At 68.6% G+C, this 24,708-nt stretch carries 24 protein-coding genes and 3 pseudogenes; 12 read left to right on the top strand and 15 right to left on the bottom strand.

Translation table 11 applies throughout. The features are described 5' to 3' along the window. Nucleotides 1-3 precede the first annotated feature (3 nt). From qhpD to qhpF, 5 genes are read left to right on the top strand one after another with little or no spacing between them, the layout of a single operon-like run. The gene (gene qhpD / locus ESD82_RS08400; RefSeq protein WP_147429356.1) at nucleotides 4-1,461 is read left to right on the top strand and encodes a quinohemoprotein amine dehydrogenase maturation protein QhpD; all 1,458 of its coding nucleotides are present in this window, start codon (nucleotides 4-6) and stop codon (nucleotides 1,459-1,461) included. Further along, a complete protein-coding gene (qhpC, locus tag ESD82_RS08395; RefSeq protein ID WP_028713736.1) occupies nucleotides 1,458-1,790 on the top strand; it encodes a quinohemoprotein amine dehydrogenase subunit gamma QhpC in 333 nt (110 codons plus the stop codon). Before qhpD ends, qhpC begins: the two co-directional genes overlap by 4 nt. After that, entirely contained in the window at nucleotides 1,790-2,866 is a 1,077-nt protein-coding gene (peaD, locus tag ESD82_RS08390) for a quinohemoprotein amine dehydrogenase subunit beta (protein ID WP_123130390.1), read from the top strand. Before qhpC ends, peaD begins: the two co-directional genes overlap by 1 nt. 1 nt (nucleotide 2,867) lies before the next feature. Beyond that, on the top strand, nucleotides 2,868-3,536 hold the full coding sequence (qhpE, locus tag ESD82_RS08385) for a subtilisin-like serine protease QhpE (RefSeq protein ID WP_123130391.1): 669 nt from the start codon (nucleotides 2,868-2,870) through the stop codon (nucleotides 3,534-3,536). Next, nucleotides 3,529-5,250, top strand: coding sequence for an ABC transporter ATP-binding protein QhpF (gene qhpF / locus ESD82_RS08380; protein ID WP_147429357.1), 1,722 nt, complete (start codon nucleotides 3,529-3,531; stop codon nucleotides 5,248-5,250). Before qhpE ends, qhpF begins: the two co-directional genes overlap by 8 nt. On the opposite strand, the gene qhpR is transcribed toward qhpF, so the two are convergent. After that, nucleotides 5,154-6,143, bottom strand: a complete 990-nt coding sequence (qhpR, locus tag ESD82_RS08375; protein WP_147429358.1) for an AraC-like transcriptional regulator QhpR — start codon at nucleotides 6,141-6,143, stop codon at nucleotides 5,154-5,156. The two genes, qhpF and qhpR, sit on opposite strands and share 97 nt — an antisense overlap. Nucleotides 6,144-6,463: 320 nt before the next feature. Between qhpR and ESD82_RS08370 the strand changes: the two genes are divergently transcribed. Beyond that, nucleotides 6,464-7,867, top strand: a complete 1,404-nt coding sequence (locus ESD82_RS08370) for an aldehyde dehydrogenase family protein (protein ID WP_123130394.1) — start codon at nucleotides 6,464-6,466, stop codon at nucleotides 7,865-7,867. Between the two features lie 37 nt (nucleotides 7,868-7,904). Here the strand turns inward: ESD82_RS08370 and ESD82_RS08365 are convergent. Then, nucleotides 7,905-8,794: pseudogene (locus ESD82_RS08365) on the bottom strand (HAD-IC family P-type ATPase); the annotation flags it as partial. A 1-nt stretch (nucleotide 8,795) separates the two neighbouring features. Beyond that, nucleotides 8,796-9,116, bottom strand: a pseudogene (locus tag ESD82_RS08360) (IS3 family transposase); the annotation flags it as partial. Nucleotides 9,117-9,133: 17 nt separating this feature from the next. On the opposite strand from ESD82_RS08360, the gene ESD82_RS08355 reads away from it, so the two are divergent. Next, nucleotides 9,134-9,538 (top strand): cytochrome b, encoded by a 405-nt coding sequence (locus ESD82_RS08355; RefSeq protein ID WP_276330395.1) that lies wholly within the window; start codon nucleotides 9,134-9,136, stop codon nucleotides 9,536-9,538. A 3-nt stretch (nucleotides 9,539-9,541) separates the two neighbouring features. Further along, the gene (locus ESD82_RS08350) at nucleotides 9,542-10,411 is read left to right on the top strand and encodes a dioxygenase family protein (RefSeq protein ID WP_211331230.1); all 870 of its coding nucleotides are present in this window, start codon (nucleotides 9,542-9,544) and stop codon (nucleotides 10,409-10,411) included. A 230-nt stretch (nucleotides 10,412-10,641) separates the two neighbouring features. Here ESD82_RS08350 and ESD82_RS08345 read toward each other — a convergent pair whose 3' ends face one another. Continuing rightward, nucleotides 10,642-10,938, bottom strand: coding sequence for an I78 family peptidase inhibitor (locus tag ESD82_RS08345; RefSeq protein ID WP_208852058.1), 297 nt, complete (start codon nucleotides 10,936-10,938; stop codon nucleotides 10,642-10,644). 203 nt (nucleotides 10,939-11,141) lie between these two features. Between ESD82_RS08345 and ESD82_RS08340 the strand changes: the two genes are divergently transcribed. After that, the gene (locus ESD82_RS08340; protein ID WP_147429360.1) at nucleotides 11,142-11,414 is read left to right on the top strand and encodes a hypothetical protein; all 273 of its coding nucleotides are present in this window, start codon (nucleotides 11,142-11,144) and stop codon (nucleotides 11,412-11,414) included. A gap of 176 nt (nucleotides 11,415-11,590) precedes the next feature. Beyond that, a pseudogene (locus ESD82_RS22140) lies at nucleotides 11,591-11,803 on the top strand (heme-binding protein); the annotation flags it as partial. 169 nt (nucleotides 11,804-11,972) lie between these two features. Here ESD82_RS22140 and ESD82_RS08325 read toward each other — a convergent pair. From ESD82_RS08325 to ESD82_RS08305, 4 genes are all read right to left on the bottom strand, one after another. Continuing rightward, nucleotides 11,973-13,022, bottom strand: coding sequence for a class I SAM-dependent methyltransferase (locus ESD82_RS08325; RefSeq protein ID WP_147429361.1), 1,050 nt, complete (start codon nucleotides 13,020-13,022; stop codon nucleotides 11,973-11,975). Between the two features lie 152 nt (nucleotides 13,023-13,174). After that, nucleotides 13,175-14,245, bottom strand: a complete 1,071-nt coding sequence (locus ESD82_RS08320; RefSeq protein WP_123130399.1) for an alpha/beta fold hydrolase — start codon at nucleotides 14,243-14,245, stop codon at nucleotides 13,175-13,177. A 515-nt stretch (nucleotides 14,246-14,760) separates the two neighbouring features. Beyond that, on the bottom strand, nucleotides 14,761-15,555 hold the full coding sequence (locus tag ESD82_RS08310; protein WP_123130401.1) for a DUF72 domain-containing protein: 795 nt from the start codon (nucleotides 15,553-15,555) through the stop codon (nucleotides 14,761-14,763). A 98-nt stretch (nucleotides 15,556-15,653) separates the two neighbouring features. Further along, nucleotides 15,654-17,117 carry an aminotransferase-like domain-containing protein gene (locus ESD82_RS08305; protein ID WP_244314523.1) on the bottom strand — a complete coding sequence of 488 codons (1,464 nt, stop codon included), beginning with the start codon at nucleotides 17,115-17,117 and terminating at the stop codon, nucleotides 15,654-15,656. 157 nt (nucleotides 17,118-17,274) lie between these two features. Between ESD82_RS08305 and ESD82_RS08300 the strand changes: the two genes are divergently transcribed. Next, entirely contained in the window at nucleotides 17,275-18,135 is an 861-nt protein-coding gene (locus ESD82_RS08300; protein ID WP_147429363.1) for a DMT family transporter, read from the top strand. Nucleotides 18,136-18,205: 70 nt separating this feature from the next. On the opposite strand, the gene ESD82_RS08295 is transcribed toward ESD82_RS08300, so the two are convergent. The 7 genes from ESD82_RS08295 to ESD82_RS08265 all read right to left on the bottom strand — a co-directional run bounded on the left by ESD82_RS08295 (nucleotide 18,206) and on the right by ESD82_RS08265 (nucleotide 23,546). Next, on the bottom strand, nucleotides 18,206-18,820 hold the full coding sequence (locus ESD82_RS08295; RefSeq protein WP_211331232.1) for an RES family NAD+ phosphorylase: 615 nt from the start codon (nucleotides 18,818-18,820) through the stop codon (nucleotides 18,206-18,208). A gap of 59 nt (nucleotides 18,821-18,879) precedes the next feature. Then, nucleotides 18,880-19,659, bottom strand: coding sequence for a hypothetical protein (locus ESD82_RS08290; RefSeq protein ID WP_147429365.1), 780 nt, complete (start codon nucleotides 19,657-19,659; stop codon nucleotides 18,880-18,882). A 111-nt stretch (nucleotides 19,660-19,770) separates the two neighbouring features. Continuing rightward, nucleotides 19,771-20,271: a DNA-methyltransferase gene (locus ESD82_RS08285; RefSeq protein ID WP_167521738.1), complete on the bottom strand. Its 501-nt coding sequence runs from the start codon at nucleotides 20,269-20,271 to the stop codon at nucleotides 19,771-19,773. Nucleotides 20,272-20,588: 317 nt separating this feature from the next. Then, nucleotides 20,589-21,044 (bottom strand): TonB-dependent receptor plug domain-containing protein, encoded by a 456-nt coding sequence (locus tag ESD82_RS08275; RefSeq protein WP_244314515.1) that lies wholly within the window; start codon nucleotides 21,042-21,044, stop codon nucleotides 20,589-20,591. A gap of 268 nt (nucleotides 21,045-21,312) precedes the next feature. Continuing rightward, the gene (locus ESD82_RS22135) at nucleotides 21,313-21,726 is read right to left on the bottom strand and encodes a helix-turn-helix transcriptional regulator (protein ID WP_231493219.1); all 414 of its coding nucleotides are present in this window, start codon (nucleotides 21,724-21,726) and stop codon (nucleotides 21,313-21,315) included. Beyond that, entirely contained in the window at nucleotides 21,720-22,166 is a 447-nt protein-coding gene (locus ESD82_RS22130) for a hypothetical protein (RefSeq protein WP_231486930.1), read from the bottom strand. The genes ESD82_RS22135 and ESD82_RS22130 overlap by 7 nt, the downstream gene beginning before the upstream one ends. A gap of 243 nt (nucleotides 22,167-22,409) precedes the next feature. Beyond that, the gene (locus tag ESD82_RS08265) at nucleotides 22,410-23,546 is read right to left on the bottom strand and encodes an RNA polymerase factor sigma-54 (protein ID WP_123130407.1); all 1,137 of its coding nucleotides are present in this window, start codon (nucleotides 23,544-23,546) and stop codon (nucleotides 22,410-22,412) included. 133 nt (nucleotides 23,547-23,679) lie between these two features. On the opposite strand from ESD82_RS08265, the gene ESD82_RS08260 reads away from it, so the two are divergent. Next, the gene (locus ESD82_RS08260) at nucleotides 23,680-24,696 is read left to right on the top strand and encodes an ATP-NAD kinase family protein (protein ID WP_123130408.1); all 1,017 of its coding nucleotides are present in this window, start codon (nucleotides 23,680-23,682) and stop codon (nucleotides 24,694-24,696) included. The last annotated feature ends 12 nt before the right edge of the window (nucleotides 24,697-24,708 follow it).

Raw genomic sequence — 24,708 nt, 5'->3', positions numbered from 1 at the left:
GCCATGGGAGCCCTGACCCTGATCCGCCACAATGCCCATCGCGTCGATGTCGACGGCCATGCCATGCTGATGCATGTGCCGACGACCAGCCTGTTCGAGCTCGACGGCGTGGCGCGCGACGTCTACGACCTGTTCCGGCGGGCGCCCGCCGTCGACCCCGATCTGATGCGCGCCGAGCTTGGCCCGCGCCACGGCCCCGACACGCTGTCGGAATGCCTGCAAAGCTTCCTGGCACTGGACATCCTGCGCGATGCCGAGGCGGCGGACATTCCGCGCCCCGTCGTGAAGGTCGAGGAGATCCCCCTCTCGACCATCATCCTGAACGTCAACACCGGCTGCAACCTGGCCTGCACCTATTGCTACAAGGAAGACCTGACCACCCCCGCCAAGGGCCAGAAGATGGGCTTTCAGACGGCGAAGGCCAGTTTCGAGCTGCTGCTGAAGCAGGCCCATGCCCGCGACCGGGTGAACGTGGTGTTCTTCGGCGGCGAGCCGCTGTCGAACATGGCCCTGATCCGCGAGGTGGTGGCCTATGCCCTGCCGCGCGCGGCGGAACTCGGCAAGACGGTCGATTTCTCGCTGACCACCAATGCGACGCTCTTGACGCCGGAACTGGTCGACTGGTTCGACACGCATCGCTTTGCGCTGACCGTCAGCATGGACGGGCCGAAGGCGCTGCATGACGCGAACCGCAAGACCGTGGGCGGCAAGGGCACCTATGACCTGGTGGCGCGCAATGTGCGCATGCTGCTGGCGCGCTATCGCTCGCGCCCGGTCGGCGTGCGGGTGACGCTGACGCGCGGCGTGACCGACGTCATCGGCATCCACGACCACCTGAAGAACGAGTTGGGCTTTCACGAGGTCGGCTTCGGCCCGGCGACCTCGGGGCCGATCGCGGTCTTCAACCTGGACCAGGAGGCGCTGAAGCGCGCCTTCGAGGACATGAAGACCCTGGGCCGGCGCTATGTCGAGGCCGCCTGCCGGGGCGAGAATATCGGCTTTTCCAACATGCACCAGCTTTTGACCGATATCGCCCAGGGCACCAAGAAGGCGGTGCCCTGCGGCGCGGGCCTGGGGATGCTCGCCGTCGACAAGGAGGGCGAGCTGCACCTCTGCCACCGCTTCGTCGGTTCGAACCAGCCGACCTACGGCAATGTCGAAACCGGCATCGACATCCCCAAGCTCGCCGGCTTCATCGAGACCGCGCAGGACCGCAGCGCCTTCGGCTGCAAGACCTGCCGCATCCGCAGTATCTGCGCCGGCGGCTGCTATCACGAAAGCTATGCCCGGCAAGGCGATCCCTTCGCGCCGGTCTGGCATTACTGCGACCTGATGCGGGACTGGGTCGATTTCGGCATCGAATCCTATGTCCGCATCATGCAGGCCAACCCGTCCTTCTTCCGCAGCCAATTGGAACCCCGGATCACCCGGTCCGGCCCAGCAAGGGAGGTTCTCCAATGAAACATCTGATCCCCGCCAACGCCAAGGCCAAGGCCTTCGTCGAAGCCGAGGCCGAGGGCCGCGAGGAGGAGGTCGTGGCGATGAATTCGCTGGTCGGCTGCACCACCTCCTTCGATCCCGGCTGGGAGGTGGACGCCTTCGGCGCCGTCTCGAACCTGTGCCAGCCGATGGAGGCCGACCTGTACGGCTGCGCCGATCCCTGCTGGTGGCCGGCGCAGGTGGCCGACACGCTGAACACCTATCCGAACTGGAGCGCCGGCGCCGACGACGTCATGCAGGACTGGCGCAAGCTGCAATCGGTGTTCCCGGAAACGAAAGGCTCGTCCTGATGCGCAAATCGCTTCTGCTCCTGGCCTCTGCCGCGGCGCTGCTGGCCGGCCCGGCCGCCGCGCATGACTACATCCTCGCCCCGGCGCGGCCGAACAAGCTGGTCGTGGTCGATACCCAGACAATGGCGGTCGAGAAGGTGATCGAGATCGACGACGCCGGGCCGACGCCCATGGTGCCGATGGTCGCGCCGGACGGCAGGATCGCCTATGCCACGGTCAACAAGTCCGAAAGCCTGGTCAAGGTCGACCTCGTGACCGGCGAGACGCTGGGCCGCATCGACCTGTCCACCGCCGAGGAGCGGGTGAAAAGCCTGTTCGGCGCCGCGCTTTCCCCCGATGGCAAGACGCTGGCGATCTATGAAAGCCCGGTGAAGCTGGAACTGACGCATTTCGAGGTCCAGCCCACCCGCATCGCGCTTTACGATGCCGAGACGCTGGAACGGCGCAAGGCCTTCGAGGCGCCGCGCCAGGTCACCATGCTGGCCTGGGCCCGCGACGGCTCGAAGCTTTACGGGCTGGGCCGCGACCTGCATGTCATGGATCCCGAGACCGGCACGCTGATCGAGGACAAGCCGATCCAGAGCTGGGAGGCCGAGACCTATGCCCAGCCCGACGTGCTGGCGGTCTGGAACCAGCACGAAAGCTCGGGGGTGATGGCGACGCCCTTCTACACTGCGCGCAAGGACATCGACCCGGCCGACCCGGCAGCCTATCGCACCGGGTTGTTGACCATGGACCTGGAGACCGGCGAGATGGCGATGCGCGAAATCCGCATCATGGACGTGTTCTATTTCTCGACCGCGGTGAACCCGGCCAAGACCCGCGCCTTCGGCGCCTATAACGTGCTGGAAAGCTTCGATCTGGAAAAGAACGCCTCGATCAAGCGGGTGGCGCTGCCGCACAGCTATTATTCCGTGAACGTCTCGACCGACGGCAGCACGGTCTGGCTGGGCGGCGCGCTTGGCGACCTTGCCGCCTATGACGCCGAGACGCTGGAGAAGAAGGGCCAGGTCGACCTGCCCGGCAACGCCTCGATGTCGCTGGCCTCGGTGCGGCTGTTCACGCGGGACGAATGACATGCTGCGGGTGGGGGTGATCGACAGCGGCCCCGGCCCCGAGGACCGGGCCGAGGACGCCCGCGCCTTCATGGCCGACGGCTCGGCCATCCCCGCCCTGCCCGACCGGCTGGGCCACGGCACCGCCGTCGCCGCGATCATCCGCCGCGCCTGTCCGGGCGCGGCAATCATCCATGCGCAGGTCTTCGACGACCGGCCCGTCACCAGCGCGCTGCGCGTCGCCGCCGCGCTGCGCTGGTTCGCCGCCATGGCCGAGGCGCGGCCCGAGGTGATCTGCATGAGCCTGGGCCTGAGCGCCGACCGCGCGCCGTTGCGCCGGGCCTGCGAGGCGCTGGTCGCGGACGGCGCGGTGCTGGTCGCGGCGCATCCGGCCCGCGGCGCGCCCTGCTTTCCCGCCGCCTATCCCGGCGTGATCGCCGCCACCGGCGATGCGCGCTGCGGCTGGGATGATCTGTCGCAGCTCGGCCCGGCGCTGTTCGGCGCCTGGTGCAACTCGCCCGAGCACGGCCCGCCCGGCATGGGCGGCGCGAGCCTAGGCGCGGCGCGCATCGCCGGCCATCTGGCGGCGATCATGGCGGGGGCGGGCCGGCTGGACGGGCCTGCCGCCATCGCCGCGCTGGCGGCGCGCGCGATCCATCACGGCCCGGAACGGAAATGCGGCCATGGATAGGCTGGCCGCCCGCCTTGCCCGGCTGATCTTCGGCCCCGAGGCGGCGGGCTGGCTGGCGCCGGTGATGGCGCGGGCGCTGCCTTCGGGGCTGGTGGTGCTGGCGGCCTCGCTTGCCGCGGCGGCGCTGGGGCTGGCCATGCCGATGCTGACCCGGCAGGTGATCGACGCCGGCATCATGGCGCGGGACATGGGCGCGCTGATCCTCTGGGCCGGGCTGTCCTTTGCGCTCGGCCTGGGCGCGGTGGGCTTCGGGATGGTGAACTCGATGCTGCACCTGCGCGCCTCGGCCCGGATGCTGGCCGATCTGCGCGGCCGGCTGTTCGGCGCGGCGCTGGCACGCGATCCCGACCACCCCGACCTGCCGCTGGGCGAGGCGATGGCGCGGCTGGACGGCGACTGCGCCGAGATCCAGGGCTTCGCCTTCGACACCGCCCTGGTCGCGGTCGGCGCGCTGTTCCGGCTGGCCGGCGGGCTGGGGCTGATGATCGCGCTGGACTGGCGCATGGCGGTCCTGCCGCTTTTGGCTGCGCCCTTCGAGTTGTGGTTCCTGTCCCGCGCCCGGCCCCGGACCCGCGCGCTGGCCGAGGATGTGCGCGGCCAGCGCGGCGCGCTTTCCGCGCAGATGGCCGAGACGCTGTCGGCCCGCGCCACTTTGCGCGGGCTGGGCGCGCTGGACCAGCGGGCGACCAGCTTCGGTGCCGCGCAGCAGGCGCAGATCGCCGGGCTGACCCGCCAGCGGCTCTGGTCCGAGACGGTGGGCGCGGTCAGCCAGACCATCACCGCCATCCTGCGCGGCACCATCCTGCTGGTCGGCGGCTGGCAGGTGGTGCGCGGCGAATGGCAGATCGGCACGCTGGTCGCGTTCCTTGCCTATGCCGGGATGATGTCGGGGCCGCTGCGCAACCTGCTGGGCCTCTACCATGCGCAGGCCCGGGCGCGGGTGGCGGCGGACCGGCTGGGCGCGGTGATCGCCTCGGCCCGTCCCGACGCGGGCGCCGAGCCGCCGCCCGGCCCGCTGACCATCGCCCTGCGCGAGGCCCGGGCCGCGGGCGCGGCGCATCATCCGGTGACGGCCGTGATCCTGCCGGGCCAGCGCGTGCTGCTGGATGGGCCGTCGGGGATCGGCAAGTCGCGGCTGATGGCCGCGCTGACCCGCGACGCGCCGCTGGCCGAGGGAGCGGTGCGGCTTGCGGGCGCCGAGGTCGCGCATCTGCGCCCCTTGCGGCTTGCCGCGCGCATCACCCATCTGGCGCAACGCCCGGCGATCCTGCGCGGCACGCTGGCCGAGAACCTGCGCCTGGCCGCGCCGGATGCGGGCGATGCCGCACTGTGGCAGGCGCTGGAGGCCGCCGATCTGGCCGGATGGGCGCGGGCCGAGGCCGGGCTTGCCACGCCCATCGGCGAAACCGGCGCCAATCTGTCGGGCGGGCTGCGCCAGCGCATCGCCATCGCCCGCGCGCTGCTGCGCCCGGCCGAGGTGCTGATCTTCGACGAGGCATTCTCGGAAATCGACGATGCCGCCTGCCGGCGCATCCTGGCCGCCATCGAGGCGCGGCGGGCCGACGCCACGCGCATCTTCATCGCCCATAGCGGCCCGGCGCGCGAGGGGCGCTTCGATCAGCGGATCACGCTGACTTCCTCGGCGCCCATCTTCCTCAGTTCGCGCGGCGAGGCGCCATACCAGCGCGAGAAGGCCCGCGAAAAGGCGGTCTGATCGGAATAGCCCAGCAGCAGCGCGATCTCGCCAAACAGCCGGTCGCTGCGCACCAGCAGCGCGAAACCGTGGACGCGGCGGCATTCCTCGAGGATCTCGTGGAACGGCTGGCCCTCGGCCGCCAGCGCCCGGCGCAGCGAACGCTCGGACATGCCGAGCTGCGCGGCGATATGGCACTGGTTGACCAGCCCGCGTTCCATCTGCGCCAGGATCAGCTCGTGCACCCGCTGCGCGACCGGGGTCTGCCGGCGCAGCTCGGTCAGCGCCTCGTCCAGTCGTTTCGATAGCGTCATGACGTCGTCGCCCCCGGCCTCGGCGCGCAGCGTGTTGGCCAGCACGCGCGCGGAAAACACGATGCGGTTCTCGTCCTGGCCGAAGCGCGGCGTCCGGCCCAGATGATGCGCCAGGACCCGTAGGTCGCGATCCGACTGATGCTCGAAGCACAGGTCCTGGATCGCGCTGTTCGGCACCGCGTAGCGGTCGCAGATGCCGCGGATCAGCCCCAGCGTCAGCTCGGCATCCGCCCGCCGCGGCCAGATCCGCGGGTCGAGCACCCGGTAGCAGACATGCGCCTCGTCGCCGATCACCTCAAGCGAGATCCGGCTGTTCGATTGCAGCACCGGAAAGCCGCGGGCGAAAAGCCGCAGCGCCTCGCCCAGCGTGCGGCGCGGGGCGACCGCGTCGCCCAGGATGCCGATGGCGGAAAGCTCCATCTCCTCGCCCGAGCGCCATGAGCGCAGGCCGTCGCTGCTGGCGGCGCGCTCCTGTTCGAGATGGTTGACGAAGGTCTGCAGGGGCATCGCCGGCGCCGGGGCAGCGGCAGCCGGGGCGCCGTCCGCCTCGGACCCGATCAGCATGAATGCGATGGCTCCGCGAATCCATGACCCTTGCATGGCATTTCCCGTGGCTGCGCCGGGTGGCCGCTGTCTCGCGCCTTGCCCCGCTATTTCCCTGTTGCGACAAAGTGTAGCATATCCGCCGGACGATCCCCAAGAATCGCCGCATCGCGCGGGCCTTGGGACGGGGCTTGCGAAAAACCGTTACAAATCCGCCGCTTTCCCGGATCATGCCGCAAAATCAGGCCGTTGCGGATTTGACATTTCCGGCCAGATTTCGGCCGGCGCCCCTCGGCCCCGGCGAATTGGCCGGATATGGCAAGAATCGGCCCGCCTTTCTGCCCCAGACTTGCACGACGCTTTTGGGGAGGGACGAAATGACGGAATACCGATTGCTGATCGACGGCCAGCTGGTCGCGGGCGACAGGACCATGGAGGTCGTGAACCCGGCCAACGAACAGCTGCTGGCCGAAGCCCCCCGTGCCTCGGAGGCGCAGCTTCATGCGGCGGTGGCGGCGGCCAAGGCGGCCTTTCCGGCCTGGGCCGCCCGCCCGATCGAGGAGCGCCGCGCGCTGATCCTGCAGATCGCCGACGCGCTCGAGGCGCAGGCCGAGGCATTCGCCCGGCTGCTGACGCAGGAACAGGGCAAGCCCCTGCCCGAGGCGCAGGCCGAGATCGCCTATACCTGCGCCTTCATCCGCCATCTGGCGAGCTATGACCTGCCGGTAAAGGTGATCGAGGACAGCGACAGCCGGCTGGTGCGGCAGTTCCGCAAGCCGCTGGGCGTGGTCGGGGCGATCATTCCCTGGAACTTCCCGGTGCTGATCGTGGCCTTCAAGCTGCCGCTGGCGCTGCTGACCGGCAATACCATGGTGGTCAAGCCCGCCCCGACCACGCCGCTGACCACGCTGAAACTGGGCGAGATCATCGCCGGGATCCTGCCGCCGGGCGTGGTCAACATCGTCACCGACCAGAACGACCTGGGCGCGGCGCTGACCAGCCATCCCGATGTCGCCAAGATCTCGTTCACCGGCTCGACCGCGACCGGGCAGAAGATCATGGCCAGCGCCGCATCCACCATCAAGCGGCTGACGCTTGAGCTGGGCGGCAACGACGCGGCCATCGTGCTGCCGGGCGCCGATCCGGCCAAGGTGGCGCCGGGGCTTTTCGCCGGCGCCTTCATGAATGCCGGGCAGGTCTGCCTGGCGATCAAGCGCGCCTATGTGCATGATTCGATCTATGAGGAAGTCTGCGCCCGCCTGGCCGAGCTGGCCGAGGCCGCCGTGGTCGGCGACGGCTTGCAGCAGGGCACCACCATCGGCCCGCTGCAGAACCGCATGCAGTTCGAGAAGGTCAAGGGCTTCCTCGATTCCGCCCGCGCCGACGGCCGCATCATCGCCGGCGGCGAGATCGCCGAGGGGCCGGGCTATTTCATCCGCCCGACCATCGTCGCCGATGTCAAGGACGGCGACCGGATCGTGGACGAGGAACAGTTCGGCCCGATCCTGCCGGTGATCCGCTTCGAGGACGTGGAATCGGCGGTGGCCAGCGCCAACGGCATCGAGCTTGGCCTGGGCGGCTCGGTCTGGGGCGAGGATCGCGACCTGGCCCGCCAGGTGGCCGAGCGCATGGAAAGCGGCACGGTCTGGATCAACAAGCACCTGGATTTCGGGCCGAACATGCCTTTCGGGGGTGCCAAGCAATCCGGCCTCGGCGTCGAATTCGCCGAGGAGGGGCTGCATGAATTCACCCAGATCCGCATCGTGAACGAGGCGCGCTGAGCGTCGGCGGGGCCGCCTGAGCGCGCGCGCCCCCCGCCTATTCCCGCGTCGGGTCTAGCCGCAACAGGCGCAGCGCGTTCAGCGTCACCAGCACCGTGGCGCCGGTATCGGCCAGGATGGCGATCCACAGCCCGGTGATCACCAGGACCGAGGCGATCAGAAGCACGCCCTTCAGCCCCAGCGCGATGGCGACGTTCTGGCGGATATTCGCCATGGTGACACGGGCCAGCCGGATCAGCGCGGCGATATCCGTGACCCGGTCGCGCAGGATCGCCGCGTCGGCTGTCGCCAGCGCCACGTCGGTGCCCGGGCCCATCGCCACGCCGATGCTGGCCTGTTTCAGCGCCGGGGCGTCGTTGATGCCGTCGCCCACCATCATCACCCCGCCCCGGGGCAGTCAGGTCGCGGATCGCGGCCAGCTTGTCCCCAGGCAACATGCCGGCGCGCCAATCGGTGCCCAGGGGGCCGGCGATGGCGGCGGCGCTGCGCGGGTTGTCCCGGTCAGGATCGCCGGCCAGAAGCGCCGGCGGCACCACCGCGGGCATGTACCAGCGGCTGGAGCGGTCAATGAAACGCTCGGCGGGCGCGCGGGCCTCCTCGCCTTCCTCGACCAGCCGGATGATGCGGGCGATGATGTTGTCGGCGCCGGCGCGGGTCACGCGGATATGCAGCGTCGCCTGGGCATTGACGATGCCGGCAAGGACCGGATCGCCCGGCCCGCGGCTGCGGGGCAGGCTTTCGCCGGTCACCGGGCTTTCGTCGATGCCGCCCAGGCCCTCGACGATCTCGCCATCGGCGGGAATGCGCGCCCCGGGCCGCACCGGTACCGGATCACCGGGGGCGCAGCCGGCCGGCGGGGCTCTCGCGAAGGCGCTCGCCCGCGATCAGCAGGCCGGTCTGCGGCACCAGCCGGGCCAACGCGCGGATGCGCCCGGCGCCGAGCTATCCGTTTGCGCACCGTCAACCCTTCCTCGCGATACAAACGGTAGATCCGGTTGATCCCGGAAGGCTCGCCCTCGCGTCGCAACAGGATGAAGAGTCGCCGATAGCCGAACCGACGGCGCTCATTGGCGAGTTCTCGCAGCCGCCCACACAATGCCGCGTCGGGCGGGCGTTGTGACCGATAGCGGATCATCTTCCGATCCGCACCGATGATAAGGCGGGCCCGTCGCTCCGACAGGCCATGTTCGGCCTGCAGATATGCGACGGCTTCGCGCTTCACGGCGGGCCCTACCACTTTTTTGAAACCAGATTCCTTCATTGCCGGTGAACCGGCACAAGGCACTCGGCGTGTTCGTCTTCGGCCTCTGTCGCGTCGGTTGGCGGATCGCGCAGGGCTTTGCCGCTGACGCCCCGGACACGCCCCTCTGGCAGCGCCGCGTGGCGCGGATGGTTCATGTGCTGCTGCTCGCGGGTATCGTGCTGATGCCGCTGAGCGGTATCCTCATGACCGTGGCCGGCGGCCGGGCGCTGTCCATCTGGGATCTGACGCTGATGCCGTCCATTGGCGAGATCGGCTGGCCGGATGCGCTGGCGAGCCGGATCCACGCCGGCCTCGGGCTGTTCATCACCGCCGTCCTGGTGCTGCATGTCCTGGCCACCCTGAAGCACAGACTGGATGACGCCCTGCGGCGCCCCCTCCTGCGACCCTCAAGCCTGAAAGGAAGCTAGGAAGTGACCCATCATTACCATGAACAGAACCACGCCCATGATGCCGGTTTCGCCGAGGATCTGACCAGGATGCTTGGTCGCCGCCGGGTTCTGGCGCTGCTCGGCGGGCTGGGGGTGGGGCTTGCCGCCGCGCCGGCTTCGGCGCTGGAATGCGTGGCGCTGCCCTGGGAAACCGCCGGGCCCTATCCGGGGGACGGCTCGAACTCTAAGGCGGGCCGCATCGTCAATGTGCTGACCCAGGAGGGCGTGATCCGCGAGGATCTGCGCGCCTCTTTCGGCGGCTTTTCCGGCACGGCGGATGGTCTGCGGCTGGACCTGGAACTGACCTTGCAGGATGCCGCTGGCTGCACGCCGCTGATCGGTCATGCGCTCTATATCTGGGGCTGCGATGCGACGGGGAATTATTCGCTCTACGATATTCCCGAGGCCAACTACCTGCGCGGCGTCGGCATCAGCGATGCCGATGGCCCGGTGCGCTTCACCACGATCTTCCCCGGCTGCTATGACGGGCGCTGGCCGCATATCCACTTTGAGGTCTTCGCAAGCGCCGCAGCCGCGGTCCGTGGCAAGGCTTCCCTTCTGACCGCACAGATCGTCCTGCCCGAAACCGACTGTGCCGCAGTCTATGCGGCGGATGCGCGCTATTCCAACGGCAGCCGCAACCTCGGCCGCATCACGCTGGCCAGCGACAACGTCTTTCGTGACAACAGCGAGGCCGAGATCCGGCAACAGACGCTGACGCTGAGCGGCGATCCGTCGCGCGGCTATGTCGGAAGGCTGACGATTCCGGTCGATCTCTCGGCCGATCGCGGCGCGGGAATGGAGCCGCCCGCGGGCGGCGATCGCAGGGGGCCGTCGCCTGGGGACGGATAGGCGGGCCGATCCGGGCAATACCGACACGGCAAATGCCCGCCGCCGCCTTGCGTCAGAGGGCACCCGCCCGCGCCTGCCATGGGCGCCGCACCTACGCGCCTGACAGCAGGATCCGCCGCCACTTCTCCGGCCGTCACCGCATTGATGTCCTCATCAACGGCGAGTCCGGCGGTTTCGAGGTGACGGCGTGAATTGCGCCAGCAGGCCCATGAGCTTCGATCGGCCCTTGCCTAGCCGCAGCTGGCGCGAAGAATCTTGCCGGTCCCCGGATCGGTTTCCACCGTCACCCGCTCCTGGCGATAATCCATCGTCACGCCCTGACCGGGCTGGATCTGCCGCACAATGGTGGCACCGGTCAGTTCCATGGCCTGAGCGTCGGTCAGCCGGTCCCTCCCCGCCAGGGCCTCGGCGACATCCGGGCGGCAGACTCCCGGCGCCGCCTCGGCCTGCTGCGCTCCCTCTTCGCAGGCGGCGAGGGTCATGGCGGCCACGGACAGCATGGCGGCGGCGATCAAGTTCGGTTTCATCTCTGGCCGATCCTTCCTTGAATATGGCGCGGGGCATCCGCGGCATCAGGTCTGGCGGCAGGATTAGCCGGGGCGGCACTGGAATGCCAATGGGGCTGGGCATCATGTGAATGCCGATCCGGACCGCCGCCGTGGAACCGGGCGAGGGCGATGGACCTTGAGGAGGGAAATGGAAACGCCATGCCCACAAGGAGGGCCGCAACTTGCGCTTTCAGCTATCCGATACCCACGCCTATCCCGGATGCCGGGTGCGGATTGCCGAGGAAGAGAACCCGCAGGAACAGATCGCCGAGTTCAGCGACGGCGTGATCGTCCCATGCAGCCACCAAAGCGAAGGCCCCGGGATCGTCCTGACGATTGCGCCTTACACGACCGCTCGCGGCACCCGGATCGACGCGAAAAGCTGGCTGCTGCTGCCGGACGGGCAGACGGGTGACTGGAAGATAAAGTCCCGTCTGTCTGGAGCGGGCCGGTGAAACCCGACGGGCGGTTGCACATTGTTCGAGGCGCTATCGCTTTTACGTCGCGCGCGTGCGACGTCCGAAGCAGGCGATCACGCCCGATCTCGCGTCGCTCGCCTTTCCGGTCAGGCGCATCGAGACCGGAAGCGCGACAAAATCTCTCCCTGCTCCGCGAGCCTGCCGGGCCGAGGGCTACCATGGGGGCCGACACCGGCGCAGAATTTATCGCCACCAAGCCCGCCAATGACGGGTTGCGCGGCATGGATGACCGCATGGTCATTCAGGCCGGCGGCCTGCCGATCAGGATCGGCGGCGCACTGGTCGGCGGCATCGGCGTGGGCAGCGCGCCCTCAGGCGACATCGACGCGGGTTGCACAACCGAGGGGTTGACCGCCATTGCCGCATCCGCGAGAGCTTCGCGGATCAGTTGGGCGCGTTCAACTGGCTGGACCTGCCCCCCCCAAAGGGCCGCAACGAGAACGGCGCCATGAGCTGGCCGCGGCCGCATGACGAATACTAAGCCGGGCACGGGCGACACCGGCCGCGTGGCAAATGCCAGGACTCCCAGCCTCTTCAGGTCGCTTCGAGCACCATGTTGAGCGGGGTCTGGGCGGCCCGCCGGACGCGGGTGAAGCCGCCCGACCGGATCACCTCGGCCAGCCGCCTCTCCCCCGCCTGCGCGCCGAGCGCGAGCCCGGTCTCTTGCGCCAGCGAGGTGGGAACGCAGATCATCGTCGAGGCCGAATAGTAAAGCCGCCCGACCGGGTTGAGATTGTCCTCCAGCCTGTCCCCGGCCATCGGCTCGACCACCATCCAGGTGCCGTCGTCCTTCAGCGCCCGCCTGATATGCGCCGCCGCGGCCTCGGGATCGCCCATGTCGTGCAGGCAGTCGAAGCAGGTGATCAGGTCGAACCCGCCTCCGTCGAAATCCTGTGCCCGGCCGACCTCGAAACGCAGGTTGGGCAACCCGTGCGCCCGGGCATGCGCGGTCGCGGCGGCGATCGACGCCGGATGGAAATCGTAGCCGGTGAACCGGGATGCCGGGAACGCCTGCGCCATCAGGATCGTCGAGAGCCCGTGGCCGCAGCCCACATCGGCCACCGCCGCACCCGCCTTCAGCTTGTCCAGAACCCCGTCCAGCGCCGGCAGCCAGTCCTGCACCAGCGCGTTCACATAGCCCGGCCGGAACAGCCGCGCCACCGCGCAGAACATGCAGCCGGCCTGATCGCCCCAGGCCACGCCGCGGCCGGTCGTGAAGGCCGCCTGCACCTTGGCCTGGTTCTCGGCCATGGCCGCGGCGGTATCGAAGGCGCCGATCAGGTTGACCGGACTGTCGGGTTCGGCAAAGACCAGCGCCTGCTCGGGCGTCAGCGAGAACCGCCCGGCCTCATGGTGTACATAGCCCGAGGCCGCCTGCGCCGCCAGCCACTCGCGCAGATAGCGCGGCGCGCATCCGGCCGCCTCGGCCAGCGCGTCGGCATCCACCGGCCCGATCCGGGCCAGGGTGCGGTAGAGGTCGAGCGCGTCTCCGATCCGCACCAGCGGCACGCTGACCGCGCCGCCCAGATCGCCGAGGACGCGGGTGACGAGTTCGTTGAGGATGGTTTCGTCGGGTTGTGTCATGTCGGGTCTCCTCCTTGTCTTCGGGCGGCGCTTTGCGCCCGATCACCCAAGAATGCGCCGCACCCTGGCCATGCGCATGAGGCCGCGGTCCCGCACGGACAGGAAAATCCGGCCAGACAGGGGCCAGATGTCCCGCTTGAACGATCCGGGCGTCAGCCGGCCTCTCGGCCGGACAGGGCGATGACGATCGCCTGCGACCGGCTGTGCACCCCGAGCTTGCTGAAGATCACCGACAGCTGGTTGCGCACCGTCTTCACGCTCTTGCCCAGGCGTTCCGCGATTGCCCGATTGTCGAGCCCCTCGGCAACGAGGTCCAGCAGGGCAGACTCGGCCGGTGTCAGCCCCGCCTCGCGGAGCGCGCGCGGCAGCACGCGCCGGTCCTGCCCGAGAAAGGCGGCAAGTTCGGCGTGGAACACGGCCCAGGCCGGTTCCTCCGGCAGGAGGACATGGTTCTTGCTCTCCAGCGGCACGAAGCGCGCGCCCGGAATCGCGGCAGCAAGCCGGCAGCCTTCGTCGAAGGGCACGCGCATGTCGCCGCGGCAATGCGCGATCAGCGTGGGCAGGCGCAGCTTTCCCGCAAGGTCCGACACGTCGATCCCCTGCATCTGCGACAGCAGCTCGGCGGCGACCTCGGCGCTTGCCGTGGTCCGTTCGAGATCGCCCCACCAGCGATGCTGCTCGGGCGTTCCGTCGGGGATGAACAGATTGGTGAAGAACCGGCAGAAGGCCGGATTGTCGCGCCCCCAGCCGATGCGCACGAAATTGACCAGCGTCTCGGCCTCCAGCAGTTCAGCCTCGGTCCGCGCCCGGATCCGCCTGCCCTGGGCATAGGCGTTCAGGAGTACCAGATGCGAGACGCGCTCGGGGTGGCGCAGGGCATAGGTGATGGCAAGCGCACCGCCCTGCGACAGCCCCAGCAGCACGAAGCGCGGCTCCTCGATCGATGCGGCCACCGCCTCCATGTCCGCATGCCACGCCTCGACCGAAAGGTCGGCGACATGCCGGTCCGACAGGCCGCAGCCGCGCGGATCATAGCGCACGAACCGGTTGCGGACCGAAAGCGCCTGCAGCCACGGCCGCCAGACCGGGCTTTCCAGATCGTAGTCGACATGGCTCAGCCAATGCGCCGCCCGCAGGATCACCGGCCCGTTCCCGCAGGACGCGACGGCGATGCGGGTGCCGTCGGCGGAGGTGCAGAACCGTATGCTCTGACTGAGCTTCATGGCTCGAGGATATCGCAGCCCGGGGGAGCGCAACAGGACGATCTGGCAGTCGCGAACGATCCGGCGTCCGGTCCGGCCGGAGCGGCAGGTGATGGAACAGATGCGATGCAACCTGCTATTTTGCTGGTTCGCAAGCCTCGGAATTGACGGGCCGGCCTGGGTGCTGACCACCAAGATGTCGTGCCGGTCGATGGCACGCCGATGAAAGCGTGGCCCGCCACAGCGAAACCGAAAGCGCATCGGGAAGCGCTTCGGCTGGGCCAGGATCCTTGGCGGCATGGTCGAGATCGTTTGCCGCGGCATCGAAAGCGGGCGATCCCGTCTCATCCTGGCGACGGCCGCCGGCATCCCGTCCTGGCTGCCCAGATTTCTGGCAGCATAGAGCCGAACACCCGGCATCCCATGCGCATGCCCTTCGAGGAGAGAGGCGGCACCCAAGGTCAGCGGCTCATTCGACGGGAAACCGCTCCCGGACGCCAGCTGATCCAGCGGGCCAGCGGGCCTTCGGGCCACCCTCAGCCCAGCCGCTCGATCAGCGCCATGGCCGCATGAGGGTTCCTGGCCTTATGGCCGCCGATGACGTAGAGATAGACGTCGCGCGGCCCGGACCGGGCGGGGTCTCCGACATGGTCCAGCCTCTCGGGCGCGCCGCCCGCAGCCCAGGTCCGGGCCCGCTGCGCCCAGAGATCCAGCGTCTCGGGGCTGTAGCCCAAGGGTTCGTCCTCAACCGTGCCCATGATCCGCGCATAGACGAAATCGGCGGTCGGATCGGCGATCTGGGGGAACCCTCCGTCCGCCGAAACCACCGCCGCCACATGATGGGCGCGGATCAGCTCGATGAATTTCGGTACGCGGAAACTGTCGTGGCGGACCTCGACCACATGGCGAAGCGCGCGCCCCTCGTGCGACGGCGGCAAAAGCTTCAGGAAGGCCTCGAAATCGCCCGGATCGAACTTCTTCGTCGCCATGAACTGCCAGTTGATCGGACCAAGCTTGTCGCCAAGCAGGATCACACCGCTGTTCAGGAACCGCTCTATGGTCTCGCCCGCATCGGCCAGCACCTTGCGGTTGGTGGCGTAACGCGGCGCCTTCAGCGAAAAGACGAAATCCTCGGGCGTCTCGTCGTGCCACTTGCGGAAGCTCTCGGGCTTCTGGCTGCCGTAATAGGTGCCGTTCACCTCGATCGAGGTGAGCTGACGGCTGGCATATTCCAGTTCCCGCTTCCGTGCGAGCTTTTCGGGATAGAAGCTGTTCCGCCAGGGTTCATAGGTCCAGCCCCCGATGCCGATGCGGATCTTTCCGGTCGTCATGAAGATGTGCCTCGCTTGTGCCCGTCCCATGATTGGCGGGGCGTCACGGGATGATCACCCCCGCTGCCTGCGCAGCAACCCGTGCCGGGAGGGTTCCCTCATCCCCCTTTCATGCCAGCGCCACGAACCGCCTTGCTCTCAGGATGCCATGTCCTTCCCTGATCGGCCATCCCGGCATGCGCCCGACCTGCAGTCGGAGCGGAAATCCCCATCTCCATCGCGCGTTCCAGGATCGGGATGATCCGCCGGTCCCCCATCTGCGCGACGTTGAAGCGGACGAACGGCGCCGCCGATTGCGAGGCGCTGAAGACGTTTCCGGGCGCAAGCACGACATTGCGTTCCATGCAGCGCCGGGCGACGACTGCCGAGTCCAATCCATCCGGCAGCCGGCACCAGAGGTAGAATCCGCCCCGCGGCATGATCCACGGAACGATGCCCAGTTGCGCCAGCCGTTCCGCCACCTCGATCCTCGCATGCGCCAGCCGCTGACGCACATCGTCCATATGCCTGCGATAGCTTCCCCCGGCCAGGACGCCGGCGATCAGTTCGGTCGAGACCGGGCTGGGACCGCCGAAGCTGGTCGCGACCTGCAAGTCGACCAGGCTTTCGATCCAGTCCGCCCGGGCCGCGATATAGCCGCAGCGCACCGAGGCCGAGAGCGTCTTGGAAAAGCTTCCGATCCTGATCACCCGCTGGAGCCCGTCGAGGATGGCAAGGCGCGGCGACGGCGTCGGCTCGAAATCCGCGAAGATGTCGTCCTCGACGATGGTCAGCCCGTGGGCGGCGGCGGCGCTCAGCACCCGATGCGCGATCTGGGGCGAGATGCTGGCGCCGGTCGGGTTGTGCAGCGCGGAATTGGTGATGTAGAGGCGCGGCTTCTCGTCGATCAGCGCCTGCTCGAAGGCGGCAATGTCCGGTCCCGCAGGCGTGAAGGGGGTGCCGACAATGCGCACCTGATGCGCGCGCAGCAGGGCGTGGAAATTGAAATAGCAGGGATCGTCGACCAGAACCGCATCCCCCGGACGCAGAAGCAACCGGCAGATCAGGTCGATGGCCTGCGTCCCCGACCCCGTCAGCAGGACCTGGTCCGCCGTCGCGGTGATGCCCTGATCGGCGAAGCGGGCGATCAGCAGGCGGCGCAGCTCGATCGAGCCCCGGGTGCCGCCGTAATCCGACAGCAGCGCATCATTGGCGCGCCCAAGCGCCCGCAACCCCTTCCGCAGCGCGGCATTCGGCATCCAGTCCGCCGGAAGCCAGCCGCAGCCGGGCTTCAGGACGGCGGGATCCGCATCGAGCGACTGCCGCGACACCCAGAACGGATCGATATCGCGTTCGCGAGGCGGCCCCATCTCTGCCAGCGCCATCGGCGGCAGATCGGCGCCGGTGACATAGAAGCCCGAGCCGCGCCGGGCGCGGATGACGCCTTCGGCCTCCAGTCGGGCATAGGCCTCGACCACCGTCGAGGGCGACACGCCCATAGTCCTGGCAAACCCCCGGACCGATGGCAGGCGGTCGCCCGGCGCCAAAGCCCGGCTGGCAATCCTCGTGCGGACTTCGCGCATCAGCGCCCCTGTCCGGGTCATGTCGTCATCTGCCACGATCAACTCCCCGCAAACTGTATGGGCGATTCATGCCATACGGATCCGGATAATCGTATCGCACCGTTTCTGTCCGCGCGAGCCGCAAGGCGCTATGGAACATCCTTGCAAGCGAGGGTGCATGGGCATGAAATCAGCAGGATGGGGCAGCGGCCTGATCGGGGTCATCATCTTCAGCGGCTCGCTGCCGGCCACACGGGTGGCGGTGGCGGACTTCACCCCGATCTTCCTGACCTCGGCGCGGGCGCTGCTGGCCGCGCTGTTGGGCGCAGCCTTTCTCCTTGCGCTGCGCCAGCCCCGGCCCGGGCGCGGGGACATCCCGCCCCTGGCGCTCGTCGCCATCGGCGTGGTCGTCGGCTTTCCCTTGCTGACCGCGCTGGCGCTTCGGCACATCACCGCCGCCCATTCCATCGTCTTCATCGGCCTGCTGCCGCTGGCGACCGCCATCTTCGGCGTGTTGCGCGGCGGCGAGCGTCCGCATGCGCCGTTCTGGGCCTTCTCGATCATCGGCGCGGCGGCGGTCGCGGGTTTCGCCCTGCACGGCAGCGGCGGCGGCACGGTGGCCGGCGACCTGCTCATGGTCGCGGCGGTCGTCGTCTGCGGCCTCGGCTATGCCGAAGGCGCCACCTTGTCGCGCCGCCTGGGCGGCTGGCAGGTCATCTCCTGGTCCCTGATCCTGTCGCTGCCGGTCATGGGCGTCCTGACCCTCGTCACCTGGCCCGACAGCTTCAGCGACGTCACGACCCCCGGCTGGACCGGCCTCGCCTATGTATCCGTCTTCAGCATGATGGTCGGGTTCATCTTCTGGTATCGCGGCCTCGCCCTTGGCGGCATAGCCGGCGTCGGGCAGTTGCAGCTTTTCCAGCCCTTCTTCGGCTTCGTGCTTGCCGCGATCTTCCTCGGAGAGCCCATCGCATGGACCATGATCGCCTCGACCGCGATCGTGGTCGCCTGCGTCGCGGGGGCAAGGCGCTTCGCATGACGTCTTGAAGGGCAAGCCCATCCGGGCCCCTGACCGGTTCCAGGCCCCCGCCCTGCGGTTTCCGCGACCGTCAAACATCCTCGTAATCGATCGACAGGCTTTCGGCGATGGCACGAATTTCCGCATGACAGGCTGCGTCGGCCACGGCACGGGTCGAGACCGGCTCCAGGATTCCTCCCCCTACCCTATCGCCAAACAGCAGGATCGCGAAATCCGGGCCGTACTGGACCGAACTGTAATATAGGCCATGCGCCGCCGGGCATGCGGCATGGATGCGCTCGGCCCAGCCCCGCGTTGCCGGATAGGTGCTGCGCGGGCCCGCCAGCAGGACGCTGTGGTTGACGCCGATCCTACGCTGCCCGGCATTGGTCAGATCGACCAGACGCAGCGCCGAGGTGGTTCGGACGATACTGTGGTCATAGGCCCTGTAGTCGGCGGGATAAACGATCTGGAAGGTCGGCAGGCCGGTCTTCGGATCAACCGGCGGGGTATCGGGACAGCGCAGGATGATTTCGCAAGTCGCGCAGGAAAATGTCTGCGCCGCATAAATGGTCGGGATAATCGCGCCTTCGGCATCCCGGATCGGAAAGAAGCGCGCATCGCCCGCAGCGGTCGGGTTGAACTGTTCGGCCTCATAAACGGCGGGGTGGATGCGATGAAGCTCGGTGCCCGCGTCGAGCGTCACATAGGCCTCCTTCCCGACCCGCATGGTGGACGGGTCGGGAATCGTCAGATCGAACCGCATCAGCCATGCTCCGCAGGCACGATCTCCCGTTCGAATGCCGCGATCACGGCGTCAGCCTCGACGCCGAGTCGCTCGGCAGGCGCAGCGCCGAAATCGAGATGTGGCCGCGTCAGCCAGTGCAGCAGGCGAAAACCGCTCCAGGTCCGGGGCGTCAACGCGATCAACTTCGCCATGGCCGGATAGATGCGGCGACCCTCGACGTCGAACTGGAACAACGGATAGACGGCACGACCATCGACCGTGAACCGCAGGATTTCCCGCTTTTCCTCTTTGCGCTTCATCGTGGCAGAGGGGTTTGCCGCCGACAGCCCAAGCAGCTCGCATGCCTGTGCCTGATCGACCATCGAGGTGCCGGCCAGAATTTTTTCCTGGAGCCGGGCGCGGTTGAGCGCCGCCTGCAACTCGGTGTCGTCACCTTTCGCCAGGCTCTCCCGGAGCATGACGCGATAGGCATCGACCACCTTGTCGATCTCGCCGGAAAAGCGGTCGCTGAACACTTCGGCAAAGGCCGCTTTCATGGCCTCCTTTACCTCGTCCCGAGCTTTTTTCGATCCGGGCTGCGCCGAAGCCGGGGCAACCCGGGATTCGACGACTGAGGACCACCTGTCGATATCAGCCGAAGCGACACCAACGAAAACGTCGACATGGACAGAGCCCGCCGTAAAGACGGACGCAGAGATGTCGTCGGATGTATAGAGAGGCCGTTCGCCATGCGGATCAGTCCGCAGTCGATGCGGCTTTCGACGAGATTCCGGGTGAACGATGTGCGCCATGGCCATCTGAGCTTGATAGTTTCGATATGATTATGCTTATATATAGCGAATCTATTGTGTGATTGCAAGCGTGGCCACGCAAACGCTACTGCGCATGCCGCGGGCGCGCCTGCCATGTCAAATCTCGCCTGCGGCCTCTGTCTCGGCGATGCGCATCTTTGCGGTTTCGGCATAGACCTCATCGATTTCGATGCCGGTCCCGCGCCATCCCAACTCCTTGGCCGCAACGAGCGTGGTGCCGGAGCCGGCGAACGGGTCCAGCACCAGTCCCTGTCGTCCGTGCAGCTTCAGGCATCGCCGCGCGAGTTCGAGGGGATACGCCGCAGGATGGTGGAACTTTCCGGCGTCGTTGCGAACGGTCTCGTAAGGGATATGCCAGCAGTTTCCTGCGCAGCGCAGATCCGCCGTCGCATGACGCCAGCGCGACAGATTCCCCTTGTCTTGACAGGTTACGCCTATCGCCAGCCGGTCGACCGCCAGGTTCCCGCGAAGCGACCCGTGCAGCACTTCTTCATAGGTCCTGTTCAGGAACCTGCGGCTGTTGAGCGGCTTGAAATGCCCATGGGTGCGACCGCCGACAATCACGGACTTGATCCATGCGATGCGGTTCTGCAGCACCAGGTGCCGCCGGCACGCCGCCCGAGCGCATCAGGGCGAAGATGGAACAGCTCGAGGCCCGGCAGAAGCAGCTCGAGCAGGAGCTGGCCGCGGCCCCCGCCCCCACGACGACCCGTCTGCATTCCCGCATCGCCGAGACCTATCACGACCGGATCCAGGCGCTGATCGCCGGGCTGACGGAACCGGAGGCCGAAGGTGAGGCGCGGGATGCGATCCGCGGCCTCATCGACACGATCATGGTGACGCCGGTTCCCGGCCCGGGCAAGCGGATGCTGCCCCGGTCGAGCTGCATGGCGCGCTGGCAGCGATCCTGGGCCTCAGCCTGGGGGCGGATCGGCTGTCCGGACAGCAAAAAACCTCCCTGTCACAGGAGGTTGAAGAAAGTGCAGGATTTCTGGTTGCGGGCGCGTGCTTTGCACCATGTTGACCAGGCCCGCCGGCGATCCCGCCCCGTAAAACACCAAGGCCGGGCCACGCAGCACCTCGACCCGGCCCAGCCCGTAAAGCTCGAAGACCGGGGCGCTGGTCGGGAACTGGGTCGCGCGCATCAGCCGCAGCCCGTCCAGGAACTTGTCGTTCTCCAGGTTGAAGCTGCGCAGAAACAGGCTGTCGAATCGCGGATCGCCGCCATAATTCCCGGTCACGATGCCGGCGGAATAGCTCAGCGCCTCGGAAAGGTTCGTCGCGCCCTGCTCTTCGATCTGGGCGCGCGGCACGACCGAGACCGAGGATTGCGTCGCCAGGATCGGCCGGCCGGTCTTGGTGATGGCCAAGGAACGTGCGACCCTGCCCGCCAGCGGCGCGCTGGGGGTTTTCAAACCCCGCGATGGCAACGGTGTCCAGCACGATCGCACCCATGAAGGCCTGGCGGGGATCCTGCTGGTCCTGGGCGAAGGCGCTGGTCGGCGCGACGGCAAACACGCTGACACCGAGAAGGAGCGGTTGGGCTTTGTTCATCTTGACCTGTTCTGTCCGCGAAAGTTTCCGAGCTATGCACTCGGGTATTCCGCGGCTGTCTTGAACGGGACCACTGGGTTTTTTTCAGGAATCCTGCAATGCGATGCGGCGCCAGACCGAAGGGGGCATGCCATGGGCGGCGCGGAAGGCGCGCGACAGATGCGCCTGGTCGGCAAAGCCCGTCGCATAGGCGATGTCGGCCAGCGACAGGGCCGGATCGCGCATCATCTCGCAGGCCGCGTTCAGCCGCAGGCTGGCCTGCCAACGCTGCGGCGTCTCGTTGCACGATTGCTTGAAGGCGTGAAAGAACCGGCTTTCCGAAAGCCCGGCCATCCCGGCCACCGTGACATGGCGGTTCAGGTTCTGGTGCAGGTGGCGTTCCAGGGCGGCCATCCTGCGCAGGAAAAGCCCGCCGCTGACCGGGGCGGATGGCCCGGTTTCGGCTTCGGTGGCGAAGATCTCGCCCAAGGTGGCCGAAAGCAGCGCATCGATCAGCATGTCGCCCCGGCGCGGGGACCGGACCGCGTCGGCCGCCAGCTGGGCAAGGTCGGCCAGGCTGCCGCTTGCCCGATCAGCCGCGGCACGGACAGGTCCGGCCGGATGTTCGCGGCCGCCAGCCGCTGCTGCAAGGCACCGCTTTCCAGGTGAAAGCCCAGGTGCATCTTTTCATGCCGCGCCTCGATGCGGCTCCGCAGCGGAAGGCCGGCCGGGACATGCAGCGCCTGGATGCCGCGATGCTCGGCCTTGTCCGCGCCGGTGCGCAGCGCCAGCGGCGGCGGTGCCTCGCCCAGGAAGATCACGATGCGCGGGTCCGGCGCGATGTAGAGCCCGCCGCCGCCCGCCTCGCCCCGCACCGACCAGACATCGGCGATCGCGCCGCAAAAGCGGCGGAAGGACAGCGGCGCCAGGGTCCGCAACCCGTGGATGCGGGTCTCCATCCGGGGGCGAAACCCCTTATGGGGCGGCATCTTCTCCTGCCTGGATGCGTTGCTGGATATTGCCGGCACCGCCACGAGCCCGGCATCGCAAATTGTTGATTGGAAAACCCTGAATTGCAGGCCGGCCCGCCGGCCCGACGCGGCGGCACGCATCGCAAAGGCCCCGTCCCGGCGAATCCGCCTTGCCGATCCAGGGGATCGAGGCATCGGCAGGATGCCGCCGCACGGAATCGCCGCCGCCCGTTACCGGCGCGGCTTGCCCAGGCTGGCGCGGTATTTGGCGACGGTGCGGCGCGCCAGCGGCATGCCGCGCCGCGCCAGGGCCGCGGCCAGCCGCGCATCCGACAGCGGCTCGGCCCTGGGCCAGTTCTCGATCAGCGCCGCCAGCAGGCGCAGGACGGCTTCGCGGCCCACGCCGGGCAGGCGCGGGCTGACCGGCGCGGGCAGCAGATCCCGCAAGGGCACGGTCCCGCGCGGCGCCCGGATCGCCACCCCGGCGACCGCGCGGCTGACGGTGCTCTTGTCCAGCCCCAGCCTTTCGGCCAGCGCGGTCATGGTCAGCGGATTCAGCCGCCCCCGACCCAGCAGCCATGGCCCCTGCACCTCGGCCAGGGCCAGGCCGATGCGCCACAGGGTGCCCGCCCGGCCCTCGACCGCCGCGACCAGAGCCTGCGCGGCGATGCGGCCCGGCCCGTCCGCCGCGCCATCGCGCAGCGCCAGCCCGGTCGGCGCGATCCAGCGCAGCTCGCCCTTGGGCGTCAGCTCCAGTTCGGGCGGCGCCGGCGCCGGGTCGTCGGACAGCGGACAGGGGGCCAGCCGGCGCAGATCCTCCAGCATCCCCGCCGCATCCTCCAGGTCGCAGCCGCAATGGCCGGCGATGGCGGCAAGATCCGCCGCCGCCGCCAGGTCCAGCCGGTCCAGAAGCGTCGCGATCATCGGGTCATAGCGCCCGGCCGCCTCGAGCCCCAGCCGCAGATGCTCGGCCAGCGAGCGGGCAAAGACGCCGGGCGGCTCCAGCCCCTGCAGCCGGGGCAGCAGCGCCTCGATCGCCGCGGCGCTGCAGGACAGCCAGCCGGCGATCTCGGGCAGCGGGTCGGCGATCCAGCCGCGCTCGTCCAGGCAATGCACCAGGCCGCGGGCGATGCGCGCCTCCTCGGGGCCAAGGCGCATCAGCCCGACCTGCTCCAGCAGCGCCTGCCGCCCCGAGACGACCGCCGCAGGCTCGGGCCCCGCCGACAGGGCAAGCAAGGGATTGGCCGCCGCCTCGTGGCGCAGGCGCCGGCGCAGCCTGGCCCCGTCCATGTGCAGCACCTCCAGCGACAGCCGCATCTGCTGGCTCAGCGACAGGCCCCTGATCTGGCGCGGCTCTTGCCTTTGCATGGTCCTGCCTCCCTGCCCCGTGGCGCGACAGGTGTTGCAGCCGCTGCGACACCCGCGCCCCGCAATCCCCGGAAATCCCGCCTTGCAGACCCTGGCACGGTCGTTGCTTGCATGATGGTCAGGGAGGACGGACATGGTCAAGGTCGGCATCATCGCCAATCCGATTTCGGCCCGCGACATCCGGCGGGTGATCTCGCATGCGGGCAACCTGCCCATCAACGACCGCGCCAATATCGTGCTGCGCATGATGGCCGGGCTGGCCGCGGCCGGGGTCGAGGAAGTGCTGGTCATGCCGGAAAACGGCGGCATCCGCTTTCACCTGGAACGCAGCATCCGGCGCGAGGCGCGGCTGGGCCACGCCAATTTCCCGCAGCTGCGCTACCTGGACATGCCCGTCACCGCCACGCCCGAGGACAGCGCCCGGGCCGCCCGGATGATGGCGGCCGAAGGCGTTGCGGCCATCGTGGTGCTGGGCGGCGACGGCACCAACCGCGTCGTCGTGGGGGCCTGCGGCAGCGTGCCGGTGGCGGGCGTCTCGACCGGCACCAACAACGCCTTCCCGGAGCTGCGCGAGCCGACGATCACCGGCCTGGCCGTGGGGCTGGCCGCGACCGGGCAGGTGCCGGCCGAACTGGCGCTGCGCCCGAACAAATGGCTGGAGGTCGCGCTGAACGACGACCGGCGCGAGATCGCGCTGGTCGATGTCGCCGTGGTCGAGGACCGTTTCGTCGGCGCCCGCGCCATCTGGAAGACGACGGGCTTTCGCGACCTGTTCGTGACCTTCGGCCTGCCGCAGGCCATCGGCATGTCCGCGATCGCCGGGCTTTGCGACCCGGTGGACCGCGCCACGCCCGAGGGCCGCCATATCCGCCTGTCGCCCGACGCGCCGCGCCAGTTGCTTGCCCCCATCGCGCCCGGCCTGATCGACCGGCTGGGCATCGCCGGCGTCGCGCGCATGGCACCGGGCCGGGCGCATGCCCCCTCGATCCGCGCCGGCACGCTGGCCTTCGACGGCGAGCGCGAGCTGACCTTCACCGAAGGCGACCGGGTGTCGGTGCGGCTGGTGCCCGACGCCTTCCGCACCATCGACGTGCCCGCCTGCATGGCCCATGCGGCCGCGGCCGGGCTGTTCATCCGCAACCCAGACTGAACCAGACAAGGG

The sequence above is a fragment of the Paracoccus pantotrophus genome (assembly GCF_008824185.1).
GTDB classification, from domain to species: Bacteria; Pseudomonadota; Alphaproteobacteria; order Rhodobacterales; family Rhodobacteraceae; genus Paracoccus; species Paracoccus pantotrophus.
The sequence above is the reverse complement of the archived record's forward strand: the minus strand, read 5'-3'. Positions and strand labels throughout refer to the sequence as shown.